Source organism: Reticulibacter mediterranei (genome assembly GCF_016587455.1).
The window spans coordinates 1,624,635-1,646,833 of sequence record NZ_BNJK01000002.1 but is presented as its reverse complement, the minus strand read 5'-3'; the positions used below and the strand labels follow the sequence as shown (position 1 = coordinate 1,646,833).

Annotated in this window: 22 protein-coding genes; 9 read left to right on the top strand and 13 right to left on the bottom strand. The window is 54.3% G+C overall.

Going from position 1 to position 22,199, the window contains the following annotated elements; translation table 11 throughout:
* Nucleotides 1-17: 17 nt before the first annotated feature.
* Genes K3T83_RS45710 through K3T83_RS45700 form a run of 3 tightly spaced genes read right to left on the bottom strand, consistent with a single transcriptional unit; the run spans nucleotide 18 to nucleotide 785 of the window.
* Entirely contained in the window at nucleotides 18-302 is a 285-nt protein-coding gene (locus tag K3T83_RS45710) for a hypothetical protein (protein ID WP_220209810.1), read from the bottom strand.
* Nucleotides 299-592, bottom strand: a complete 294-nt coding sequence (locus K3T83_RS45705) for a hypothetical protein (protein ID WP_220209809.1) — start codon at nucleotides 590-592, stop codon at nucleotides 299-301. The genes K3T83_RS45710 and K3T83_RS45705 overlap by 4 nt, the downstream gene beginning before the upstream one ends.
* The gene (locus K3T83_RS45700) at nucleotides 576-785 is read right to left on the bottom strand and encodes a hypothetical protein (RefSeq protein ID WP_220209808.1); all 210 of its coding nucleotides are present in this window, start codon (nucleotides 783-785) and stop codon (nucleotides 576-578) included. The genes K3T83_RS45705 and K3T83_RS45700 overlap by 17 nt, the downstream gene beginning before the upstream one ends.
* A gap of 181 nt (nucleotides 786-966) precedes the next feature.
* Between K3T83_RS45700 and K3T83_RS45695 the strand changes: the two genes are divergently transcribed.
* Nucleotides 967-1,188 (top strand): helix-turn-helix domain-containing protein, encoded by a 222-nt coding sequence (locus K3T83_RS45695; RefSeq protein WP_220209807.1) that lies wholly within the window; start codon nucleotides 967-969, stop codon nucleotides 1,186-1,188.
* 8 nt (nucleotides 1,189-1,196) lie between these two features.
* Here the strand turns inward: K3T83_RS45695 and K3T83_RS45690 are convergent, their stop codons facing one another.
* Nucleotides 1,197-2,120: an AraC family transcriptional regulator gene (locus K3T83_RS45690; protein WP_220209806.1), complete on the bottom strand. Its 924-nt coding sequence runs from the start codon at nucleotides 2,118-2,120 to the stop codon at nucleotides 1,197-1,199.
* 12 nt (nucleotides 2,121-2,132) lie between these two features.
* Nucleotides 2,133-2,879, bottom strand: a complete 747-nt coding sequence (locus K3T83_RS45685; protein WP_220209805.1) for a phytanoyl-CoA dioxygenase family protein — start codon at nucleotides 2,877-2,879, stop codon at nucleotides 2,133-2,135.
* Nucleotides 2,880-3,250: 371 nt separating this feature from the next.
* Here K3T83_RS45685 and K3T83_RS45680 point away from each other — a divergent pair, with 371 nt between their 5' ends.
* On the top strand, nucleotides 3,251-3,721 hold the full coding sequence (locus tag K3T83_RS45680; RefSeq protein ID WP_220209804.1) for a DUF3592 domain-containing protein: 471 nt from the start codon (nucleotides 3,251-3,253) through the stop codon (nucleotides 3,719-3,721).
* A 180-nt stretch (nucleotides 3,722-3,901) separates the two neighbouring features.
* A complete protein-coding gene (locus tag K3T83_RS45675; protein ID WP_220209803.1) occupies nucleotides 3,902-4,711 on the top strand; it encodes a COG4705 family protein in 810 nt (269 codons plus the stop codon).
* Nucleotides 4,712-5,019: 308 nt separating this feature from the next.
* Here the strand turns inward: K3T83_RS45675 and K3T83_RS45670 are convergent, their stop codons facing one another.
* Nucleotides 5,020-5,556: a DUF308 domain-containing protein gene (locus tag K3T83_RS45670; RefSeq protein WP_220209802.1), complete on the bottom strand. Its 537-nt coding sequence runs from the start codon at nucleotides 5,554-5,556 to the stop codon at nucleotides 5,020-5,022.
* Nucleotides 5,557-6,384: 828 nt separating this feature from the next.
* Between K3T83_RS45670 and K3T83_RS45665 the strand changes: the two genes are divergently transcribed.
* Nucleotides 6,385-7,869, top strand: a complete 1,485-nt coding sequence (locus K3T83_RS45665) for a pectate lyase family protein (protein ID WP_220209801.1) — start codon at nucleotides 6,385-6,387, stop codon at nucleotides 7,867-7,869.
* 148 nt (nucleotides 7,870-8,017) lie between these two features.
* Here the strand turns inward: K3T83_RS45665 and K3T83_RS45660 are convergent, their stop codons facing one another.
* The 4 genes from K3T83_RS45660 to K3T83_RS45645 form a co-directional block, all read right to left on the bottom strand.
* Nucleotides 8,018-8,761 carry a hypothetical protein gene (locus tag K3T83_RS45660; RefSeq protein WP_220209800.1) on the bottom strand — a complete coding sequence of 248 codons (744 nt, stop codon included), beginning with the start codon at nucleotides 8,759-8,761 and terminating at the stop codon, nucleotides 8,018-8,020.
* A 108-nt stretch (nucleotides 8,762-8,869) separates the two neighbouring features.
* Nucleotides 8,870-10,111 (bottom strand): extracellular solute-binding protein, encoded by a 1,242-nt coding sequence (locus K3T83_RS45655; protein ID WP_220209799.1) that lies wholly within the window; start codon nucleotides 10,109-10,111, stop codon nucleotides 8,870-8,872.
* Nucleotides 10,112-10,138: 27 nt separating this feature from the next.
* The gene (locus K3T83_RS45650) at nucleotides 10,139-11,224 is read right to left on the bottom strand and encodes a Gfo/Idh/MocA family protein (protein WP_220209798.1); all 1,086 of its coding nucleotides are present in this window, start codon (nucleotides 11,222-11,224) and stop codon (nucleotides 10,139-10,141) included.
* 208 nt (nucleotides 11,225-11,432) lie between these two features.
* Nucleotides 11,433-12,536, bottom strand: a complete 1,104-nt coding sequence (locus K3T83_RS45645) for a hypothetical protein (protein ID WP_220209797.1) — start codon at nucleotides 12,534-12,536, stop codon at nucleotides 11,433-11,435.
* Between the two features lie 256 nt (nucleotides 12,537-12,792).
* Here K3T83_RS45645 and K3T83_RS45640 point away from each other — a divergent pair, with 256 nt between their 5' ends.
* Nucleotides 12,793-13,920 (top strand): ABC transporter substrate-binding protein, encoded by a 1,128-nt coding sequence (locus K3T83_RS45640; RefSeq protein ID WP_220209796.1) that lies wholly within the window; start codon nucleotides 12,793-12,795, stop codon nucleotides 13,918-13,920.
* A gap of 295 nt (nucleotides 13,921-14,215) precedes the next feature.
* Nucleotides 14,216-15,376 carry a CaiB/BaiF CoA transferase family protein gene (locus K3T83_RS45635; RefSeq protein WP_220209795.1) on the top strand — a complete coding sequence of 387 codons (1,161 nt, stop codon included), beginning with the start codon at nucleotides 14,216-14,218 and terminating at the stop codon, nucleotides 15,374-15,376.
* On the opposite strand, the gene K3T83_RS45630 is transcribed toward K3T83_RS45635, so the two are convergent.
* Nucleotides 15,371-15,817: a MaoC family dehydratase gene (locus K3T83_RS45630; RefSeq protein ID WP_373324749.1), complete on the bottom strand. Its 447-nt coding sequence runs from the start codon at nucleotides 15,815-15,817 to the stop codon at nucleotides 15,371-15,373. The genes K3T83_RS45635 and K3T83_RS45630 overlap by 6 nt on opposite strands.
* Before the next feature lie 88 nt (nucleotides 15,818-15,905).
* A complete protein-coding gene (locus K3T83_RS45625) occupies nucleotides 15,906-16,697 on the bottom strand; it encodes an IclR family transcriptional regulator (protein ID WP_220209793.1) in 792 nt (263 codons plus the stop codon).
* Nucleotides 16,698-16,973: 276 nt separating this feature from the next.
* On the opposite strand from K3T83_RS45625, the gene K3T83_RS45620 reads away from it, so the two are divergent.
* On the top strand, nucleotides 16,974-17,138 hold the full coding sequence (locus K3T83_RS45620; protein ID WP_220209792.1) for a hypothetical protein: 165 nt from the start codon (nucleotides 16,974-16,976) through the stop codon (nucleotides 17,136-17,138).
* A 100-nt stretch (nucleotides 17,139-17,238) separates the two neighbouring features.
* Here the strand turns inward: K3T83_RS45620 and K3T83_RS45615 are convergent, their stop codons facing one another.
* Nucleotides 17,239-18,438, bottom strand: coding sequence for a hypothetical protein (locus tag K3T83_RS45615; protein ID WP_220209791.1), 1,200 nt, complete (start codon nucleotides 18,436-18,438; stop codon nucleotides 17,239-17,241).
* Between the two features lie 237 nt (nucleotides 18,439-18,675).
* Between K3T83_RS45615 and K3T83_RS45610 the strand changes: the two genes are divergently transcribed.
* Nucleotides 18,676-19,761, top strand: coding sequence for a hypothetical protein (locus tag K3T83_RS45610; protein ID WP_220209790.1), 1,086 nt, complete (start codon nucleotides 18,676-18,678; stop codon nucleotides 19,759-19,761).
* Between the two features lie 108 nt (nucleotides 19,762-19,869).
* A complete protein-coding gene (locus tag K3T83_RS45605) occupies nucleotides 19,870-22,173 on the top strand; it encodes a molybdopterin oxidoreductase family protein (RefSeq protein WP_220209789.1) in 2,304 nt (767 codons plus the stop codon).
* Nucleotides 22,174-22,199 lie beyond the last annotated feature (26 nt).

The following is a 22,199-nucleotide window of genomic DNA, read 5'->3' as shown; positions in this document are numbered from 1 at the left end:
GGAATCACCTGGTTCGTTTATCGAATATTGTCTGGTGAGCTACCCTCGCTTTGTGGCGCTGATTTCACATTCGTCTCTTTCGTTTTTATGAATAAATCACACACGTTGACTTCCAGCGCATTCGCCACGCGCGCAAGCTGGTGGAGATAGACACTTCCGGCCTCCTGCGCGTTCAACATCCGACGAATCACCCGCGCGTCCACGTGAGCGAAATGAGCAAGCTCTAAGTCCGATAATCCCTTTTGCTCTGACAGTTCCTTTACCCTCAAATGGATGCTACGTTTACTTAGTGCCTGTCTCATTGTTCCTCCCTTTTGGATGGGAGGTAGTCCACAAATTTGTCATCGGTGAGCCACCAATCATTGTCCGTGTAAAAGCCATTGAGGGAGGCGAGAAGTTGATCCCATGTGGCGTAGAAGGTTGTCTGTGGCTCAACAACAACCACTTCCTTCTCATTCTTATACCCCTCTATTTGTCGCCCATAGAATCCCTGCTCTTTGCGAATGAGGTAGTGCAACATGCTTCGCCACTGTTGATGTTTGGCGGTTTTCCCATCATCAATAGCGGCTTTGAGGTCATTTAATCGAGGCATGGGGTTCTCCTTTGCGCAATTCGTGTACCTTCTCGACTAAGAGCCGTTGTACATCTGCTACTTGTGAGGCGATAGGGCGAAGCTCTGAGCTTGTGGATTGTCGCATATGTATCCAATAGTGTGCGATGGCCGCGTTGAGGATGGCGGCCTGTTCCAGGTCGAGGGTCAAGACGATAAACGGTCCTTCTTCCATGTCAAATTCTCCTTTTCACTGCCACTTTTTGCCGATTGTATGTAGGAGGGGCATTAGAGGCCCCCGCCTTGCAGCGTATGATTACAGGTGCCACACTGTCAAACGTATGCTCAGGCCCACTCTGTTGAGAAACACATGTTTACTGCTACAATGCCGCCAACTATATGACTTGGGGACAGGCATGATACGGCTAAAAGTGAAAGAGGTCGCTGCCGCAAAAGGCATTGGACAGGGGAAGCTGGCGCGCCTGGCAGATATGGACGTGAAGACGGTGAAGCGTGTATACCGTGATCCGTATGCTGAAATAAGCACCTTCACCTTGGATAAGTTTGCAAAAGCATTAGGTGTAGATGCCTCCGAACTAATCGAAAGCGTGCCAGACCAGCCGCCCGAAAAATCTTAATATAACCTTTATGAGCAATCGGTGAAAAATCGCGTTCCTCCCTTGCGTTGAAAGGAGGCGGGAGTCAGGCCCACGCGCTGACGAAAGAGCGTCGTGAAGTAGCGCACATCGGGATAGCCAGTGGCAAGCGCGACTTCTTTGATGGGTGTACGACCTTCGAGGAGCAACTGCGTCGCCTTTTCGATGCGCAAAGTGGTGAGGTAGGCTTTGATCGTCGTTCCCATCACCTGATGAAACAAACGGCTGGCGTGGCGTTCGCTTAAATGCACCTGAGCAGCCAGGTCGCGGACGGAGAGTGTGCAGCGGCTATAATTGTCGCGCAAATAGCGCAGCATCACCTGCACAATGGCCTCATCAGAGCGCTTTGCAGGCGGATCGAGGGGCACCGAAAAGCGAGGCAGATCAACAACGGCGCGGGCCGTATCCACCAACAGCTTGACGACCAGCGCCTCAATTGCCTGAAGATAACCCGGCTCCTTGCGCGCAACCTCTTCGGTGAGCAGTTCCAGCGTCCTGAGCATCGATGACGTTCTGGCACCGATCGCCTGCGGGGATGTGAGGAAGGAGGCCATCAGCACATCCCCGCCGGGCCGCTCCGGGCCGCTTTTCTCGTCAGGAAGCAGCGTATAGGCCCAGAAATAGATGCCCAGCGGATCATCCTGTGACGAAATGATCTCGTGAGCCTCTCCGGGCCTGGCGACAAAGACATCACCCGCCTGCACCGGCAATGTCTGATCCTGAATGCAAAATATGCCGCGCCCCTGATAGGCGTAGCAGACCTCGAAGAAAGAATGCACATGCAGATAGTTGCGCCACCAGCGCGGCTCGAAGAAGCCCCAGTACAACAGTTCACAGATGAAGCTGCCGCACTGAAGGGAGAGCGATAACAGATTCAGATCGGTAAACTGAGCTACGCCGGACACCGCATCCATCGCATGCCTTTTCTAGCGAGACAACGGATCAATACCGCGCAGCATCATGCCCTGGCCGCGCGATTGATGGACATCCAGCGTCGGGCGGTCCTCTGGATCGCGCATCTGAATCAGCAGTGTTGTCCGCGCCTCATTACTCACATTGACGCCTGAGCCGTGAATGGTCAGATAGCTAAAGAATAACACATCGCCAGCTTCGGCGGCGCAGGGAACGGCGGACTCAAGAGGATATTGCTCAAACGGCAGATGCCAACCGCCCTCCTCGATATGCTCTACCGGGCCGCGTTTGTGGCTACCAGGGATCACGAGGACACAACCTTTCTCAAGGGGCGCATCGTCAAAGTGGCAGATTGCCGCGATCATGCTATGTCGCTCGTGCGGAAAGAACGGGTGGTCCTGATGCATAGGAAAAGGCGACCCCTTCTCTGGCGGCTTGATAAACATCTTATTATGATGCAACTGCACGTTCGGACTCCCGATCAGGCTAGCAGCAATCTCTGTCAGCCGCTCATCGACGAGCAAGCGCGTAAAGGTTGCAGCCTGAAACTGCACATCATGGCAATGAAGCAACTGCGTCTTCTGCTTGACAGTTGCACGCGCACTGCCCCACGTCGCATCAATCGAGCGATGCTCTGACAACCTTTCCGCAAGCGCATGGCACTCTCGCCGCCAGGCCGCCGCCTCATCGCGTGAAAACAGACCCTTTACCAGCAGGTATCCGTTTTCTTGATAAAACTCCCGTTGTTCCTGAGCAATCATTGAGATTTTCTCCTTCTCAAAATTTCCCCACGTAGCGACAATCCCTTGCGGTTGTCGCGTGCATGAGGCACAATCTGCAACTAGATGCGACAACCGCAAGGGATTGTCGCTACGTGGGAATATTCCGCATTCCTCTTGCTAGTCTACTCACAGCAGTCGTATCGCTCAATGCAGGGACAGGACAGGTTTGTTTGTAAAACGGACAAGCCGAACCAGGAATTAGCAAGATTTTACAAGCCAGATGATTGCGGGAGTTTCTACAATAAAAAGAATATTGTGAAGAGCTGCATGCCCCGGTCTTTTACAGACATTTGAGACGCGGTTGGGTAGGCATTCCATAGCATAAAAAACGTAAAAAGGAGTTTTAAATAATGTTTAATAGCATCGTACGGAGACGAGTAAGCAATAATCCGATCACGAATGGCTGTCTGTTAGCTATCTTCGGCCTCGTGTTTCTAGGAGTTGGCTACTTTCTCCTGATGGATACTCTGAAGTTTTTGCCCGGCACGCTCTCTGCACAGGGCGTTATCACCAACTGTAGTTATGACAGAGATAGAAATGGTAGCTCGTCAGGATGCAGGCCAACGATCCGCTTCCAGACCCAATCCGGCCAATCGATCAGCGTCGCTCCATCAGAGAGTTCTAGTTTTTTTCATGTCAGGGATACCATAGCGGTTCGATATCATCCAGAGACGCCCGAAGATGGCCGCACCGATACGTTCCTATCCACCTGGATGCTTCCGCTTATCTGTACAGGCGTTGGCCTTATCACCTTTCTTGTCAGCCCGTTTGTATTGCTTCGTGGCATTATCCGCCGGGCAATGGGCCTCTTCGTCCTCTAAAAACATATATGCATATTGCTCCGCACCATGCAACAGCAGCAACGTACCATCTTCCTTCTTCATTTATAGTCCTACCCTGGAGGTTTTGACGATATTTTTCAGCTTCTTCTCATCTCCAAACACTACAGTAGAGGACGGCACTCCTGGTGACTAAAAATCTCTAGAAAGAAGATATGGTATATGCATAAATCCTCACTTGAAGAGCTGCAAAATACGCATTCCAACAAAATTAACACTATTGCCCGCTTTGCCAAGCAAGGATTGCGAAAGGTTCCAGAGGTGACTGTCTACTTCTGGATCGTGAAATTGCTGACAACCGCGATGGGCGAAGCGACCTCTGATTTTCTGGTCACGAGCATCGATCCCTATATTGCTGTAGCACTTGGCGGCATCGGTCTGCTGGTTGCACTGATCCTGCAACTCTCCGTCCGGCGCTATGTGGCCTGGATCTACTGGTTCGCAGTCGTCATGGTCGCGATTGTGGGAACGATGGCCGCCGATGTGATCCATGTGGTCGTGGGTATTTCGTATGTGACCTCAGCAGTGTTCTTCTCGGTCGCGCTGGCCGTGATCTTCATCGCCTGGTATGCCTGTGAGAAAACGTTGTCAATCCACAGTATCACCACGCTGCGCCGCGAGCTGTTTTATTGGGCAACGGTTATGGCAACGTTCGCGCTCGGCACGGCTGTAGGAGACCTGACAGCTGCAACTCTTCACCTCGGATACCTCGCCTCTGGTGTCCTGTTTGCCGTCCTGTTTGCTGCCCCGGCGCTGGCTTATCGCCTGTTTGGTCTGAACGAAATTGTGGCCTTCTGGCTCGCCTATATCGTCACGCGTCCGCTAGGTGCTTCGTTCGCCGACTGGTTTGGCAAATCGGCACTCGATGGTCTTGGGCTAGGCGACACAAAGGTTGCTGTAATCCTGACAATCCTGATCGTTGGCTTCGTCGCCTATCTGAGCAGCACGCGCAAGGATAGCAAGAACGAATGAGGCCAGTTGCCCTAAAAAAGGAAGCATTCCCCGCTTGAAAGGCGGGGAATGGTCAATTTACCAACTTTGTGATCAGGTTGATAATAGCAGGCACGAAGGAGGTAAGAAGAGGCAAAATGAGCGTGGCTCCTAAGCACCGTGTGAACGAGATCTCAACCGGCCAGGTGGGAAAGCTCGTCTTCAGATGTTGAGCGTTTCATCTCATTTCACGCGCCTCTCATAGCTATTTCCTCTAACAAGCTGATCGAGCGTTGGTGTTTGCACCAGACCAGCAAAGGTACTCTTGTAGTATGAAAATGCGCGACAGTCTAGGAATGGATGATGCTTGCTTTATGTAGTTGAAGTGACTGAAGGATGAGAAATGCTCCTCCTAGAAATGTCCAGCCGCCAGCAAGCAGTTCAGTGAAAGGTTCAATTTCGCTTGAAAAGATCAGGAACAGGCCCAGACCTATCTCGAACCAACCTAAGAGGTGAATAGACAGTGATTGCTCACGGGTCAAATTTCTATATGTGGTACGGCTAAAGATACGGACCAGCCCCACACAAAGTGCAATCAGACCAAAGAGTTTGATTGCCAGTTCTGACGCGAGAAGGTGTGCATAGACTGGGCGTAGCAAGATGGCCGCACCAACCACCATCTCCAGCACATCTACGACCAGCCACCATCCCTTTTTTTGATGGGTAGATAGGCCTCCTCGCAAACCCAGCAATCCGCTACTCAGCCAGTACATCGCCAAAAAGTTCGCGAACAGATCGTGGGCCACCTGGAACCAGGTAAGCAGCAGAATACCGATGATCAGCGCGACCACGCCGCGTAGCAGATTGATCCACCAGAATTTTTGCATTACACTCCTCCCTTTCTCACAAGTGTCAGTTCCAGGGAAGTAGAATCTGCAAAGACCTCCTATGACAGAGAGACTCTCTAAAATGCATGAGCACTTTTTATTGAGTATTGTTCTAATCGTTGGAAGAACGAAAGATGAAATACGAGAAAAATTCAACAAAGCAAATTTACTATATCTATTTCCATAAGTCAAGTCACCAGTAAAAACCATTGACATTGATAGTATTAGACTATTTAATCTATAAATTAATAATGGACTTTAACCATAAAGAGACAATAGAATATCTTCTCTAAAATACAGCAAACTGTCCGTCAATAGAGCAGGATCATGTTTTTGAGAGTGCTTCTCTGAAAAGGAGCCTATCATGGTCATAACTATTTGTGGGTGGATTTTTAGCATTTTACCCGCTTGTATAATGTGATCGATCACACTCACCACTTCCTCACGAGATCGCTATCTGCTACAGGTCAGAGACGAATGAAGCTGCCTGTATTGCGGCTTCAACCCATTTTGAAGGCAAACAAGCAATTGTAATAATACAGTTATTTCCTCCCATCTCGTCTGATCATCCACTTTCGATCATTGACAAATCGTTTTTGCCATGTTATAATGTGACCGGTCACAAGATTTGGAGTATGTGCTTCTCGTTTTTCGTTTCTTGGTCATCTCTACGTCTCGTCGATAGGATGTCGGTGAGATGAGATGGAATGTAAAGACTATAGCGAAGAAGCATGGCTTATCTTCGACAAGTAAGGATGCCGTAGGGGTTCAGACAGGATGGTGCTGAACCCCCTAGTTCTCTCACATTCAAGGAGGAATGAACCTATTATGCACCTCTCATTTCGCTCTGTCTCTCTCCGCATAGGGCTGGTTCTGACTACCTCAGTGCTCGCCGCAATTGCCTTTTTCGCCATCCCTTCCACAACGACGAGAGCAGCCGCAATCGATCAGCTCGTGGGATATGGTGCTGGCACCACCGGAGGCGCGGGCGGCAGCTCGGTCACAGTGAGCAGTTTGAGTGCCCTCACCAGTGCCGTGAGCGGCTCATCGGCCAAGATCGTCAATATCAGCGGAACGATCAGCGGAGACACAGATGTCAAGGTTGGCTCAAACACAACGATTCTGGGCGTCGGCTCAACTGGAGCGCTGGTTGGTATTGGCCTGGACCTTGATGGCGTCAGCAACGTCATTATCCGCAACCTGAGCATCTCTAAAGTTCTGGCCTCGGATACCAATGGCGATGCCATTCACATCATCAACGGGACAACAAAAGTCTGGGTTGACCATAACAATCTCTTCTCCGACCGTGACCACGACAAGGACTATTACGATGGCCTGCTCGACATCACCCATGCGGGCGATAACATCACCGTCTCCTGGAACCGCTTTCACGATCACTGGAAAGTTTCGCTTGTTGGTCATTCCGACAGCAACGGCTCCGAAGACACCGGCCATCTGCATGTGACGTACCATCACAACTGGTTTTACAGCGTGAACTCGCGCACTCCCAGCCTGCGCTTCGGCACCGGCCACGTCTACAACAACTACTTCCAGAACGTTGACGATAGCGCCATCCACTCCCGCATGGGCGCGCAGATGTTGATTGAAAACAACGTCTTTAGCGGCGTTTCTACACCAATCACCACCACAGGCGACAGCTCGCAAGATGGCTATGCCAATGCGACCGGCAACGATTACGGCGGGGGCACGCCCGATATCACCCAGGTCGGCTCCTTCACCAAAGCGCCGTATTCGTACACGCTTGATGCAACCTCTTCGGTGGTCAGCTCTGTAACGGCAAACTCCGGTGTCGGTATTGTCACTGGCGGCGGTGGCTCAAATCCTACGCCTACCCCGACAAGCTCAAATCCTACGCCCACACCAACGAGCGGTGGCTCGACTCCCACACCGACGCCAACAACGCCAACTGGCGGCTCAACCTATCAAGCTGAAAACGGTACGCTCTCCAACGCAACAGTACAGACCTCGGCAGGCGGCTATACTGGCACCGGCTATGTCGTCTTCAACAGCGTTGGCGGCTACATTCAGTGGACGGTCAACATTGCCAGCGCGGGCAAATACAATCTCACTTTCGGCTATTCCAACTCGGCCTCGAACAGCCAGCCCTGCGCGATCAGCGTAAACGGATCGACTGTGAAAGATAACATGACCTTTAAGTCAACCGGGAGCAATAGCACCTGGAGTACGGCAACCACCAGCCAGACGCTTGCGGCAGGCAACAACACCCTGCGCATTACCGCGAACGCCAGTGGTGGCCCGAACATCGACTACGTTCAGATTACTGCCGCTTGATCCTCCTTCTCACGAAGATCCTGGGAGAATACGAGTTCTCTCAGGATCTTTCGCTTTTTTGATAGCGCCTGTTGTAGTCGAGCGATTTATCGCGGAGGAGCTTGTCGTGCGATCCCTCCCGCGATAAATCGCTCGACTACAACAGGCGCTATGCCTCTTCCAGAACAACCACCGCGCTCACATCGATGCGGGGAACTTCAACGCGTACGCCTCGCTCGTTTGTCGCAAAGGAGAGCGTCTCCCCATCAACGGCAGTATAAGCGCGGGCAATTGACGTTGGAATGGCAAGCTCAAGCCAGATATGATGCAATGCAATGGGATCTTCGTAGTACTCGGTATGCTCCGGCGTGCGTAGATTAGGCGAGAAGTTGATGATGTGAACCATCCAGCGAGCCGGATGATTCGCTCCTGCAATCTGACGCGTCACGCTAATCTCTGCGCTGAGCGGTGCGTTGGTCTCGATCAATCGTTCTGGCAAAACGGTCCGCACCAGACGTTGAAAGATCTCTCGATAGATCCAATACCCATGATAATAATAGCTCGCACCCAGCGGGAAAACTATTGCCGCAACGTTGTTTTGCTGGATGACCGCTGGATATTCTGTCAAATGATCGAATGGTGTTTGCGCATGGCTTGTATAATGCTCAGCCGAACGTTGAAAGAGCGGATCTCCCAGCCTCGCCAGGATGCTCTCCTCCAGTCCATTTTCCAATCGCCAGCGCGTAGCGCCATCGTAGAGAGCGTACTCATAATCAGGCAATTCCATGCGCTGTGCCGACGCCAATTTGAGATAGGTTGGCACAAATGGCGACTCGCCCTCATACGTCAGTGCCAGATCTTCACCCCATGTATGAGAAGTTCCATGCAGGCGCAATGCGTCATGGCTCGCCACAAGCGCTCCACCACCGTGCAGATAGGCCCGCAGCCGCAGGGATGATGCGCGCGCGAGTAGAAACGCTCATCGATCCAGGGTGCTCGCATAGCTTCCGTCATTGCAACCTTATCCTTTCCTCATGATCTTTCGCGACTCGCTTGTCGCCCACTTGAGCGCCTCCGCAACGCTTTTGCGCTCGTGCAGGGCATCGTCTACTGCAACATTGAGAATTTCGGTAATGGCGGGCCACTCAGGAATCGGTGGTGGGCTATCGATGTTGTTGTGAACAGCCTCTATCGTGGCATAGACCGGAAACTGACGTAATATATCAGGGTCGCGCCAGGTGGAGTACCGCGTTGCAATGCAGCCGTTGAGCGCCGTGACACGATCCATCTCCTCGCTCGCCGTCGAGCGCAGAAATGCATAGGCCAGTTCTTTCTGTCTGCTGCCAGCCGCCACTGCCAGCACCCAGTAGACGTTGATCGAGGTATGGCGACCACCCTCACCATCTCCACGCGGAACGAGGCCCAGACCGTTCTTGCCCACGACGCTCGATTGCTCCGGCACCTCCGCCATCGTTGCAAAGCCACACCAGTTCACCATCATCGCTGCTCGCCCGCTGGCATAATACGCGCCAGAGACGACCGAATCGAACGTCTTCGCATCAGGGGGCATCACGTTGTAGCGGTTAAATAGATCGACGTGATACTGCAACGCCTCGATAGCAATTGGCTCATCAAAGATCGGCTGGCCTGCATCGTCGAGGAGACGCCCACCCCGGCTCCAGGTCTGGATCATGAAATCGTAGACGTTGTTGTGCGCATCGTTGAGGCCCGCAGCCACCGCACCATAGAGATCCTGCTCGGGACGCGTAAAGAACTGTGCGATGCGCAGATACTCGGACCATGTTTCGGGCGGACACAGAGGCAGGCCATAGCGCTCCTGAAACGCTGCCTGCTCGCGTGGATCATCGAAGAGGTCGCGGCGATAAACAAACATCATGGGGCCATCGTGATAGGGAAGGGCGTAGACGTGCCCTGCCGCGTCGCGCTGCAAGCCAAGCAAGCTGGGGGGCCAGCCCTCCGGCCAGTTCGCGGGAGGATCGTTTTGCAGAAAGGGGTCAAGCGGTGCCAGAAGGCCGTGCTGCATCGCTTCGGGAAGCCAGTCGGTCAGTGTGAGCGTGATGTCGATAGCCCCACTGCCCAGCTCGGAGCGAGCAATGGTGCTTTCATAAAGCGCTTGCGGTTCAAGAAACTCCCTCACTACCTCCACATCTGGATAAGACTGTTCAAAGGCGCGGGCTTGCTCGGCGAGAGCCTGCTCAAATCCGACAAAGGCTCTCCCAACGAAACGTAGTCGGGACATCATCGACACATCCTTTCAACTGCAACAGCGCTAGAGTGATGAAGGATCGATAGCACGGCGCTCCGCCATTGAGCGATACGCCGCCAGAACGAGGCGCAGAGTTCCCAGGTTGTCGCGCAGAGAGGTTTCCGGCGCTCCGTCCGCGCCCTCGATACCGCGCATCACGCCCGCCATCGTCCCGATAAACGCGTCAGGGAACCATGTGCCAGAGAGTTGCGGCTCGATCCAGGTTTCGGGCTGAAGACGCCGACTCATATAACGAAAACTATCAGGGGTACCGGTAGGATAGTTTTTCAACAGCCCCAGTTCGGCAACGGCGCTCCCCTCGGTCCCGTCAATACGAAAGGTCGCGTACTGATCGCGCAGACCGCCGTGATTATGATGGGTATCGACTACCGTTGCGCGCAATTGTCCATCGAAAATAAGCTGAATCGTTGTGCGCGTCTCGCCACGCGTCTGGAAGCCAGGAATGGTGCTACCATCGGCAAAGACGAGGCGTGGTTCCTGTCCGAGCAGCGCCCGAATGGTATCAAGATAATGGATCGAATGGTACATGACCTCGATTGTTTCGCCCGCCATGATCCAGGGCCATTGATCCCAGGGCGTCAACACATTGATCAGAAACGAGACCTGATACACCTCGCCCAACAAATTGCGCCGGATCAGTTCGCGCATCGCCAATGCTGCGGGCATCCAGCGCGCTTGCTGATTTACTGCCGCCACGATTCCCGCCTGTTCAACCGTTGCCAGAGTCGCTTGCGCCGTCTCCAGATCTTCCGCCAGCGGCTTTTGCAACAAGAGCGCTTTCCCAGCAGCAGCTACGCGGGTCGCAATCGCCAGATTTTCGCGGGCGGGCACGGCGACATCAACGATACGAGCAGGCCCACTCAGCAGTTCATCGAGGTTGGTATAGACGATGGGGATACCATAGCGAGTCGCTGTAGCCCTGGCTTTATCGATCTGCATGTCGTAAATACCGACTACATGAAAGCCGGCTTTACGATATGCCGGTAAGTGTGCATCGTTGACAATACTCCCGGCCCCAATGATAGCGATGGGATAATCACGACGAACGGGCATCGGTAACGCCGCAGTTATTGACCAATCCTCAGACATGTACTGCACCCCTCTCTTCACACAAACGTCAGAGTAATTTTGTATATAAAAAGTATAGTCACAGGTAAAACTTTGTCAAGGTCAGAGAGTCCGAAAAGGGTGCGCCTCACTTTTTTGCGGTGAGGGTAGCGTGAGAGGCCAGGGCGACTCGCGCGGGTCGCCCTGGCCTCTCACGCTACCCTCCTGCAAACAGTTGTCCCGCGCTCGCTCAAGGCTTCCCAGCAGCCTGGTGAGCAAGATCCCAGAATTCCTGGTCCCCTTGATAAGGCTGGCCGGTCGAGCTGTTCTCGACGCGCAGGCAACTTCCTTCATAGGCGCTGACCTGAAGAACGGGCAGACTCCACTGTGTGAAGCGTATGGTATACCACGTCGCTTTCCCGACCACCTTATCCGCTTCTGAAGGACAGTCTGGCCGCGACTGCACGGGGTGAAGTGCCAGGATGTGCGCGTAAAACGTTGCGATGAAGGCCTGATCGTCAATCCTGGCCGTCTGGCTCGATACAGATGCTTTTTCTTTCTGGATGAGAAACGAGAGTGCGTCGGGATGTGCCGGGGCGAAGGGAGCAGCGGCCAGGGTTGCTGCAAGCATGCGCTTGAACTGGTCGTTCATCGTGTACACCCCGGTGCGTGATTGCAGCTTCCCACTCAGCGAGACAAGGTTGTGCTGCATGTCGATGGAGGAAGGAATAGTCTGGTGCGCGGTATGAAAGACGAGTTGGTAGGTAGCTGGGCCAGTCAGGGATCCGTTGTTTGGGACAGCAAGTGGGAGCGCCAGGATCGCATCGTAGAGGTGCTGGGTAGTGGCGGCAGAGAGAATGCGTGCGGTTTGAGACGAGTGGCCCGCTTGAGGTATGGGCATGAGAGCAAGCCATTGCACGCTGGCAGGCGGCGAAGCATGGTAGATGGCCTGATCGAGTTGCCTCCAGAATTCCTGCGTGGCTTGCCGGTCATGCGCCTCTCCTGCGAGAGCGACCGGGCGGCACCCGTCGCGCATGGCAATCACCCTCACCAGCGTTTTGTCGCCCTGGCGGAACATCAGGGTATAGTGCGGCCCGCGCTCCTGCGTGCAGAACTGGGAGGCGGGCATCTGTGGCAGCGTGTAGATCGTGGCATAGAGCTGCTGCACCATACTTGCTCTCGTAAGGGTCATGGCCGGCTCGCCCGCTGGCAGATCAACCTGGATACGAACGCTGTCCGGCAGGCTCGCTGGCACACTCCCTGTGGCTCCATTTGCGCTGCACCCACTGAGCCAGGCAAGCGCTCCCACCAGCGGCAAACAAAGTAGAAACGACAGGCTTTTTTTCATCAACATCGTTGCCTCCTGTGTGTATCCACATACCAGGGCTTCGTCAAAGTTCAATGGAGCAAGCGTTGCTGCTTACTTCTTCCTTGCGTCATGTGAAGCTATTTTAGCAGTTTTCCGGTGACTTGGGTATTCCCTGCGCAAAAAAGTGAGGCGCACCCTTTTCGGACTCTCTGACCTTGCTATTCCGTAAGAAAATGTGACATCTTGACAAAGTTTTACCTGTGACTATACTTTTTATATACAAAAGAAATGAGGAGGGTTTATGTCAACCGTTGTTGAACTTCGCGGCATCACCTGGAATCACACGCGGGGCTATTTGCCGCTTGTCGCCACAGCACAGCGCTTCAGCGAGCTGCATCCAGACGTCAGCATTACATGGCAAAAGCGCTCGTTGCAGGAGTTTGCCGACTATCCCGTTGAGCGGCTGACCGAAAACTTTGATCTGCTTGTGGTCGATCATCCATTTATGGGCTACGCTGCAAATCATCCGCTGCTGTTGCCTCTTGACGAACATCTCCCGGCCTCATTTCTCGCGGATCAGGCAGCAAATAGCGTTGGCCGCTCCCATGAAAGCTATAGTTACGGTGGTCATCAATGGGGATTAGCCATCGATGCCGCTACACCCGTCAGTGCTTATCGCCCGGACCTGCTGAAACAGATACCGCAGAAATGGTCGGATGTGCTGACATTAGCGCGTCGTGGACTGGTCGCGATCCCGGCGATCCCGGTCGATAGTTTGATGCACTTCTATATGTTCTGTTGCGCGCTGGGAGAGGAGCCGTTTAGCAGTGGAGAATATGTCATCAGCCCAGACGTAGGGGTTGCCGCGCTCTCTCTTCTCCGCGAACTGCTCAGCTATTGCGACCCGCGCTGTCTTGAGCGCAACCCAATTGCAACTTACGAGGCGATGATTGCAGCCGATCAGATCGCGTATTGTCCCTGCGCGTATGGATACGTCAACTACGCTCGCCCGGAATATGCGCGCAAGCCGCTCCGCTTTGGCAATCTCGTCAAGTTGGATGAGAAGCTGTTGCGCTCGACGCTGGGCGGTGCCGGACTGGTCATCTCCGCCCATTGTCAGCAGATCGAGGCAGCGCTGGCCTATGCTCAATTTGTCGCCGATCCTGTCACACAACGTGGCCTCTATTTCACGAGCGGTGGGCAGCCGGGCCATCGCCAGGCGTGGCAGGACAATACAATCAATCAAGCCTCTGATAATTTCTTTTTGAACACGTTGGCAACGCTGGACAACGCCTACCTGCGCCCCCGCTACGATGGCGCGATCCCATTACAGGACCATGCGGGGCTGATCGTGCATCGCTATCTGAGCGAAGGAGGCGATCCACGAACGGTATTGAAGGAAATAAATAGTGTATTTGTAACAAATTAATCGTATCATTCTACATAATTGTGGTGCATCCTGGAAATGAAATGAGGAAGGGAAAGTTCCCACCACCCGTAGCGACAAGGGGAAGAGGGGAGAGGGCGCGGGGCCTTGCGCTTGTCGCCCTCCCCAGGCCGTTTTATCTCTCGTGCTTGCACAGCGACAAGCGCAAGGCCCCCACCAAGACCCCCAACTACCCCTTGTCGCTACGGGTATCCCCAACGTTTCTTTCCCTTACAAATTCTCCTCTGATTGCCAAATGCATCAATTATAGGCAGGAAATAGGTGAAAGCAGGCAAGCATGAGCGATAATCAAGCGGCCAGGCCGTTGAGTGGACTACTCGTTCTCGATTTTAGCCAGTTTCTCGCGGGTCCATTCTGTGCCCTGCGATTGGCCGATATGGGGGCACGCGTCATCAAAATCGAGCGGCCCGATGGGGGCGATCTCTGCCGCCGCCTCTATATCTCAAACCTGGAACTCGATGGCGATAGCACGCTCTTTCATTCGATCAACCGCAACAAGCAGAGCTTTGCCGTCGATTTGAAGAACCCAAACGATTTTAAGCTAGTGAAAAGGCTGCTGGCCCATGCTGATGTTCTGATCCAGAATTTTCGTCCGGGCGTCATCGAGCGGCTGGGGCTTGGCTATGAGCAGATTCGTGCAGAATATCCACGCCTGGTCTATGCATCAGTGACAGGGTATGGCAACGATGGACCCTGGCGCGATAAACCTGGACAGGATTTGCTGGCTCAGTCGGTTTCGGGCCTGACATGGCTGAGCGGTAACGCCGATCAGGGACCGGTTCCCTTTGGCCTCTCCATCGCCGATACACTGGCGGGAGCCTATCTGACGCAGGGAATTCTCGCCTGTCTGGTGCGGCGCGGCATCAGCGGCCAGGGAGGATTGGTCGAAGTAAGCTTGCTGGAAGCGATTCTGGATTTCCAGTTCGAGGTGCTGACCACCCATCTTAACGACGGCGGCCAATTGCCAAAACGCAGCCAGATCAGCAATGCCAACGCCTATCTGAGCGCACCTTACGGCCTGTATCGCACTGCCGATGGCTTTATCGCGCTGGCAATGAACAGCATTCCCCGGCTCGGAGAGTTGCTCGCTTGCCCGGAACTGCTCACCTATACCGATCCAAAAACGTGGTTCACCAATCGGGACGAGATCAAGCGCATCCTGACAGACCAGCTAGCCACACAAACGACGGCGCACTGGCTGCATATCCTTGAACCTGCCGGGATCTGGTGCGCGGAGGTGATGAACTGGCATCAATTGCTGGAGCACGATGCCTTCAAAGTCCTCAAGATGGTCCAGCAGGTCAGTCGGGCAAATGGTGCCACGCTGACAACGACCCGCTGCCCCATTCGCATCGACGGCTCCCTGCTCACCTCAGCGGTCGGATCGCCCGCCATCGGTGAGCATACCGCATCTATCATCGAAGAATTTCAATTATAGCGCGCGACGTTGCGCCAGGAGCAAATGTTCGCAGACCAGCACAAGCTCCTGGCGCTGATTAAACACCTCGCATTTCTCCACCACAACACCATGATCGGTGCGTTTGGGATGGTCGCGCTTGTCCGCAATCGTCACCTGAACGTGGATCGTGTCACCGATAAAGACAGGCTTGATGAAGCGCAATCGATCATAACCATAGGAGAATGCCAGGGGATTGATCGTTCCAGCGGTCATGCCAACGGCGACACTGAAGATCAGAGTGCCATGCGCGATACGCTGCCCGAAATCTTGCGTTTTACACCATTCGGCGTCCATATGATGGGGGTAAAAATCGCCGGTCTGCCCTGCATGCAATACGATGTCCGTTTCGGTAATCGTGCGCCCGATTGTTTGCCGCTGCTCGCCCAACGCATAGTCTTCAAAATAGCGCTCTTGAAACACCTCTGCAATACCTCCTGTTATGGAGAGAATGCTCACATCTGTCGTAGTCGCGCGATAAATCGCGCGACTACGGCGGGTGCAAGTTACATTAAACAACAATCCCCGCCGCCCGGCTGATGCTGGTGGCACAGCGGCGCAAGGCGGGCAATATCTCGTTGAGGAACGATTTCTGTTTGCGAGACAGGGAACAGATAGCCAGGGCAGCCTGCAAGTGCGAATCGGGAGTTCCGACCAGCACAACCATATCGCGCACTCCATCGTTCGACTCGCCCACGATATATTCGTAGTCATGAGCGCGAATCTGCGCCAGCCGCTCTTCCAGCGCATCTCTCTCTTCTTCAGTCAGCGTCTTGTACTCCTCGTCCTGCTGTAACGTTTCTGCGCGCGTTGCCTCGTCCATATAGGAAAGCAACAGGCGTCCAGAGGCGGTGTGTAACAGGGGAAAGGTGCCGCCAACCTCAACGGAAAGACGCAGCCGTCCCCGACTCTCCTCCTGGGCCAGCACCACCAGTTTGCCGCGATGCACGACGCTGAGGTGACACGACTCTCCCACTTCATCGACCAACGTGCGCATCGGAGCGGCGGCGGCCTGCAACAAGCCCTGATAGGGAGAATGGGTATGGGCAAGCTCAAATAACCGCAAGGTCAGGCAGTACGCGCCGGAGAGAGGATCGCGCCGAATATAGCCGCGCCGTTCCAGACAGGTGAGCATACGAAATAGCTCGCTGGCCCCTCTTTCCAGCACCCGTGCCAGTTGCGCTTGCGTCAAAGGAGTATCATGCGCGGCCAGACACTCAAGAATATCCAATCCTTTTTCCAGCGCTGGCACATGGTACGTGGGGTGAGAGGATGTATCATCAAGATCGCGGATTTTGTTCATCTTTTCCTCGCGCTCTCGTTTTCTTATCGATGCAAGCTTCGATTATAATGGTAGATAACATCTGTACAGGCATGCAAATCTTCTAAAAATTTTCATAGGTGACAGTGGTATTCATATATAAACTATCATGTGGAAAGCGCGCTGTCAATCTCAGCAGAGGTAGCCACGACAGCACTGTCGCGGGATCAACGCATGTAGGTGCAATCGATCCCTTCTCTCATTCGAGGGAGAACCAGGCTCACTTCAGAGATACACTCACTCGTGAAGGAGGTCGCAATGGCGTCAGCAGAGGATCACGAAAGGCTACAGGGGCTAATCGCCAAGGTGGAAGAGAACAGGCTGGACATCGAGGCCGCTATCGTCGTGGAGAATGCGGATGACCCCGCAGAGACCCAGGAGTTGTTGACGAGCTTCAACGAGAACCTGGACAAGCTGCGGTAGGCTTTCCGTACAGCGAGGCGAGGGACGAGGGGATGCTGCCAGCGGCGCACCCCTCGTCCCCTGCTCTCCTATGTCTGTCGCGACCTATTTTCTTGAAAAACTACCCCTGAACTTTTGAAAGTGGACCAGCATTATCCGGAAAGGTACCAGAATTCAGGGCCAGAATACCAGCTTTGTGAGCGCCATTGAACGGGGTCACGACTGGCTCTTTAGCTCCCGGCTCACATCCCAGCTTGAACGGCGCTTCAGGATCGCTGAACCATAAACCCAGATGATACTGATTGGTTGGCGCAAATGTTGTCGTCTCGCCTCCTGGAGAGACCGAGAACGTCTTGGCGCTAAAGATGCCGCGCACCACCACGTCACCGTTGCCGTCTGCATCGGTGAAGATCGCTCCTTGATACCATGAGATGCCAAACGGTTTGTTGGGCAGTTGGGTTACAAACAATGTATATTTCTGTTTCGGGGCCAGACCATAGACGTTGAACTTCATCGTTTCGTTGAGACCATCGGAATAGATCGCCGCCTCGCCACGTGCATGGGGCAGGCAGTTTTGTACGGCGGAACCAGCAGCACTCACCGGGAAGGAATAGGTGCGCTCTCCCTGCACAGAGATCTGGCTCTGCGCCTCGGTGACATCCAGCGTGGAACTCTTGATCTTTGAAAGTGGGCCGGCGGCGTCGGGGAAGTTGCTGGTGTTCAGAGCGAGGATACCGGCCTTGTGAGCGCCATTGAACGGAGTCACGACCGGCTCTTTGGCTCCCGGCTCACATCCCAGCTTGAACGGCGCTTCGGGATCGCTGAACCAGAGGCCCAGATGATACTGGTTGGTTGGCGCAAACGTTGTTGTCGCGCCTCCTGGAGAGACCGAGAATGTCTTGGAATCGAGGATACCACGCACAATGACGCTTCCATTGCCGTCTGCATCGGTGAAAATCGCTCCCTGATACCACGAGATGCCAAACGGTTTGTTGGGCAGTTGGGTTACAAACAATGTATATTTCTGCTTGGGAGCCAGGCTATAGACGTTGAACTTCATTGTATCGTTGAGATTATCGGAGAGAACCGCCACCTCACCACGCGCATGAGGCAGGCATTTCTGAATGGCCGCACCTGCCGCCACGACAGAGAATTTTGTGGTAACACCTTTACCTTGAGAAGCAGACTGTGCCTGCGTTGCCGCGCTGCTGGGAAGACCTGCCGTGGAAGCTGGATCAGCACCACAGGCGGCTAATATCCCCATGATTAATAGACTAATACTACCTAACAACAGGCTCTTTATACTTCCTGTTAGTTTCATTCAATGATTCCTTTCGTTGAGCATTTCTATTATCGATTTCGACACTTGCTTTCACGAAACCTTATGTGTAGAGTCTACTCTTCTTCCCCTTTTATACTCATGGGTAGAATTACCCATAGCATTACCCATTTCCACAGAGATACCCTCTCCGCGCCTCTCAAGGAGATCTGTCACGTTTCGCTACGCTCTATTCGTGTTCTTAATCAGGAATAGATTTGAAATGCAAAGGAGAACACGGTGAAGCGCGAGATAAATACCGACATGGCCCGGTCCCGACCCGCCGAGCTAGCAACGGTGATTGCAATCATCTCGGCGGTCGTATTGATGCTCTTGATTTTCGTCGGCTCACGAGGTATGCGCGACTTCGATTCTGCTCTGATCGGCTATGCCGTCGCAACCCTTTTTGCCGTTGTTGCCCTCACCTATCGCTATGCGCTCTGGATTAGCCGACCACCAACCTGGCGCTACTTCCGCGCGGGTTGGGCCAATTTCTTTTCGTGGCGCAATTTTCGCAATTACACGTTATTAATCCCGAAAGCATGGTGGACCGATATTTTCGGTCAGACTTTTATCCTCAAACGCGGCCTGCGGCGCTGGATCACGCATATGTGCATCTTCTGGGGTGTGCTGCTCTCGCTGGCGATCACGCTCCCGCTCACCTTCGGCTGGTTGCACTTCACCTTACTGCCCAACTCACAGTATCAACTCTGGTTCTTTGGTATCCCGCTCCTTATCTTTCCGATCTCATCAGTTATTGGATTTGCTATCTTTCATGGGCTGGATTTCACGGCGCTCCTGCTGATGGTCGGTCTGCTGCTAGCACTATGGCGGCGCATTACCGACGCGGGACAGCTCGCCATCCAGCGCTTCGGCTTCGATCTGTTGCCCCTGGTGATGCTGGTAGCCATCAGCGTTACGGGCCTCGCACTCACCGCCTCGTCCTCGTGGTGGGGTGGCCGCTTCTACTGGTTCCTCTCGCTCACGCATCAGGCCGTGGTCGTCGTCTGGCTGCTCTCGCTGCCTTTTGGCAAGTTCTTTCATATCATCGAGCGCCCCGCCAGTATCGGGGTCTCGCTCTATCAGACTGTGAATCAGGACATGGAACACTACGATATACGACCCCAGACAGGCCGCTGCCGACGCTGTGGACAGGAGCTACCATCAGAGCAGTTTGTACAGGATTTACAAGCTGTGTTAGGAGATCTTGGCCAGCATTACGATCTGGGCGGAGATCGCGGCGCGCTACAAGAATATTGTCCCACCTGCAAACGCGTATTGCGCGGCGAAGCGTACTACCAGCTTATGGGCAAACGTTTCCTCTAATCGTCGTATGGCAGAGGCGATGGCTGCTCCTCGCCCATAGGGGCATCACCCTATCTGAGAAGCCGGGCGAGGAGCAGCCATCGCCTCTGCCATACAAGGGAGAAGAATATGTCAGTCAATAAAGATATCTTTGAGCCAGGGCGCGATTTCAACTACGATTTTGAATCCGCAGGCAAGCCCGCGCCGGGCTGGAGGGACGCAACGCGCCTGGCTGAAACGCTGGTGCCAACCCACTGCGCCTTTTGCGGCGTCCAGTGCGGCATGAACCTCAAGGTGGCAGATGGCAAGGTGATCGGGGTCGAGCCGCGCAACTTCCCGCATAATCGCGGCTCGCTCTGTCCAAAGGGGGTCGTCGCCTATCAACAGGCCGATCATCCCGACCGTTTACGCTATCCTATGATGCGGCGCGGCGGCAAGGGTAGTCCTCTGGAACGCGTCACCTGGGACGAGGCGCTGGACTACATCGTGTCGCGCTGGCAGCGCATTCAGGCCGAATACGGCAAGCACGCCGTCTCCATCTATAGCGGTTCCTCGATGACAAACGAGAAATGCTACATCATGGGCAAATTCGCGCGCGTGGCTCTGGGAACGCGCCACGTCGATTACAACGGGCGTCTCTGCATGTCTTCAGCAGCAATGGCTTATGCCAGAGCTTTTGGCGTTGATCGCGCGCCCCTGCCGATGACCGATATTCCCCTGACCGATTGCATACTGGCCGTTGGCGTCAACGTTGCCGAATGTTTCCCCATCATGATGCAATGGGTCTGGCAGGCACGCGATAAAGGGGCAAACCTGATCGTCATTGATCCTCGCGAAACGCCGCTCGCTCGCACAGCCGATCTCTGGCTCCCCGTGAAGCCTGGAACTGATATAGCTGTTCTCAACGCGATGCTGCGGCAGATTATCGCCGACGGGCTGGTGGACGAAGAATATCTGAAAACACGTACGCAGGGCTGGGAGGCGGTACGAGACGAAGTGGAACCATTCACGCTTGAGTATGCTGAGCATCTTTCAGGGGTGCCCGCGAAACGCATCCTGGCAGCGGCACGCCTCTATGGTCGCGCCGCCACCTCACTGATTATGCACGCACGCGGCATCGAACACAGCACGCACGGTGTTGATAACTGCCTGGCCTGCATCAATCTCGCGCTGGCTCGTGGACAGGTCGGCAAACCGGGCGGCGGCACGATGATGGTGACAGGCCAGGGCAACGGTCAGGGCGGGCGCGAGGTCGGACAGAAGGCCAATCAGTTGCCGGGATATCGCCATATCGACGTGCCAGAGGAGCGCGAACATATCGCTAGATTCTGGGGCATTCCGGTCGAAGAGCTACCCTGGGAAGGGGCAGCTGCAACGGAGATGGTTCATCTGATGGCCGATGGCGAGATCAAGAGCTGCATGATCGTCTGCTCCAATCTGATGGTCTCGCTACCCGATAATCAGGTGGTGCAAAAGGCACTGCAAAATCTCGATCCGCTGGTGGTGATCGATTTCTTCCAATCCGAGACGGCCAATTTCGCCGATGTGGTATTGCCGGGGAGCGTCTGGTGCGAAGATGAGGGAACAACGACCAACCTTGAGGGGCGCGTCATCAAAATCAACAAGGCTGCTGATCCTCCAGGTGAGGCGCAACCCGATTGGATAATCGTACGCGAACTTGCCAAACGGCTTGGGCGCGGCCAGTTCTTCCCCTATCAGAGTGCGCTCGACATCTGGAACGAGTTGCGCGAGGCGAGCAAGGGGGGCGTCTCCGATTACTATGGTATCACCTGGGAGAAGATCGACGAGCAGGAAGGCGTGTTCTGGCCCTGTCCCACGCTGGATCATCCGGGGACGCCTCGCCTGTTCACCGAACGTTTCGGCTTTCCCGATGGTCGCGCCCGCATGTTCCCGATTCCGTATCAACCCCCGGCTGAGGAACCCGGCGGAATGTATCCTTTCCGCCTCACCACGGGTCGTGTCGTCTATCATTACCTCTCTGGCAACCAGACGCGCCGGTTGGGTTTTCTCAACTCGCAGGCACCCGAACCCTGGGTTGAGATTCATCCCCAGGCAGCGGCACGGCTTGGCATCGTCAACGAAGAGATTGTGCGTGTGCGTACGCCGCGCTTCTCAATGGAGGTTAAGGCGCTGGTGGTGCCAACGATCCGCCCGGACACCCTCTTCATCCCTTATCATTACGGCGGCAAGCAGGCGGCCAATCAGTTGACAAATTCAGCCGTAGAGCCGACCGTGAAGATCCCTGAATATAAGGTTTGCGCGGCACTGGTTGAGAAGCTGAACGCACCTCCGGTCTCGCCGCAGGGCAATGGCGTTGTCGAGAACTTTACGTATGAGAATGCGCCTAAGATGTTCCCATATGAAATTGGAGAGACAAAGCAACCGCCCGAAAAGGATGCAAAAGCGTATTAGGGAAGATAAAGAGCATTCTTTAAAAT

Bases quoted from the DNA above. Each gene is read 5' to 3' on its own strand.
- K3T83_RS45680 (WP_220209804.1), top strand. From the start codon at position 3,251: ATGTTTAATAGCATCGTACGGAGACGAGTAAGCAATAATCCGATCACG.
- K3T83_RS45665 (WP_220209801.1), top strand. From the start codon at position 6,385: ATGCACCTCTCATTTCGCTCTGTCTCTCTCCGCATAGGGCTGGTTCTG.
- K3T83_RS45605 (WP_220209789.1), top strand. From the start codon at position 19,870: ATGTCAGTCAATAAAGATATCTTTGAGCCAGGGCGCGATTTCAACTAC.
- K3T83_RS45685 (WP_220209805.1), bottom strand. From the start codon at position 2,879: ATGATTGCTCAGGAACAACGGGAGTTTTATCAAGAAAACGGATACCTG.
- K3T83_RS45615 (WP_220209791.1), bottom strand. From the start codon at position 18,438: ATGAAACTAACAGGAAGTATAAAGAGCCTGTTGTTAGGTAGTATTAGT.
- K3T83_RS45670 (WP_220209802.1), bottom strand. From the start codon at position 5,556: ATGCAAAAATTCTGGTGGATCAATCTGCTACGCGGCGTGGTCGCGCTG.
- K3T83_RS45705 (WP_220209809.1), bottom strand. From the start codon at position 592: ATGCCTCGATTAAATGACCTCAAAGCCGCTATTGATGATGGGAAAACC.
- K3T83_RS45645 (WP_220209797.1), bottom strand. From the start codon at position 12,536: ATGTTGATGAAAAAAAGCCTGTCGTTTCTACTTTGTTTGCCGCTGGTG.
- K3T83_RS45695 (WP_220209807.1), top strand. From the start codon at position 967: ATGATACGGCTAAAAGTGAAAGAGGTCGCTGCCGCAAAAGGCATTGGA.
- K3T83_RS45710 (WP_220209810.1), bottom strand. From the start codon at position 302: ATGAGACAGGCACTAAGTAAACGTAGCATCCATTTGAGGGTAAAGGAA.
- K3T83_RS45635 (WP_220209795.1), top strand. From the start codon at position 14,216: ATGAGCGATAATCAAGCGGCCAGGCCGTTGAGTGGACTACTCGTTCTC.
- K3T83_RS45625 (WP_220209793.1), bottom strand. From the start codon at position 16,697: ATGAACAAAATCCGCGATCTTGATGATACATCCTCTCACCCCACGTAC.
- K3T83_RS45690 (WP_220209806.1), bottom strand. From the start codon at position 2,120: ATGGATGCGGTGTCCGGCGTAGCTCAGTTTACCGATCTGAATCTGTTA.
- K3T83_RS45620 (WP_220209792.1), top strand. From the start codon at position 16,974: ATGGCGTCAGCAGAGGATCACGAAAGGCTACAGGGGCTAATCGCCAAG.
- K3T83_RS45650 (WP_220209798.1), bottom strand. From the start codon at position 11,224: ATGTCTGAGGATTGGTCAATAACTGCGGCGTTACCGATGCCCGTTCGT.
- K3T83_RS45655 (WP_220209799.1), bottom strand. From the start codon at position 10,111: ATGATGTCCCGACTACGTTTCGTTGGGAGAGCCTTTGTCGGATTTGAG.
- K3T83_RS45700 (WP_220209808.1), bottom strand. From the start codon at position 785: ATGGAAGAAGGACCGTTTATCGTCTTGACCCTCGACCTGGAACAGGCC.
- K3T83_RS45675 (WP_220209803.1), top strand. From the start codon at position 3,902: ATGCATAAATCCTCACTTGAAGAGCTGCAAAATACGCATTCCAACAAA.
- K3T83_RS45640 (WP_220209796.1), top strand. From the start codon at position 12,793: ATGTCAACCGTTGTTGAACTTCGCGGCATCACCTGGAATCACACGCGG.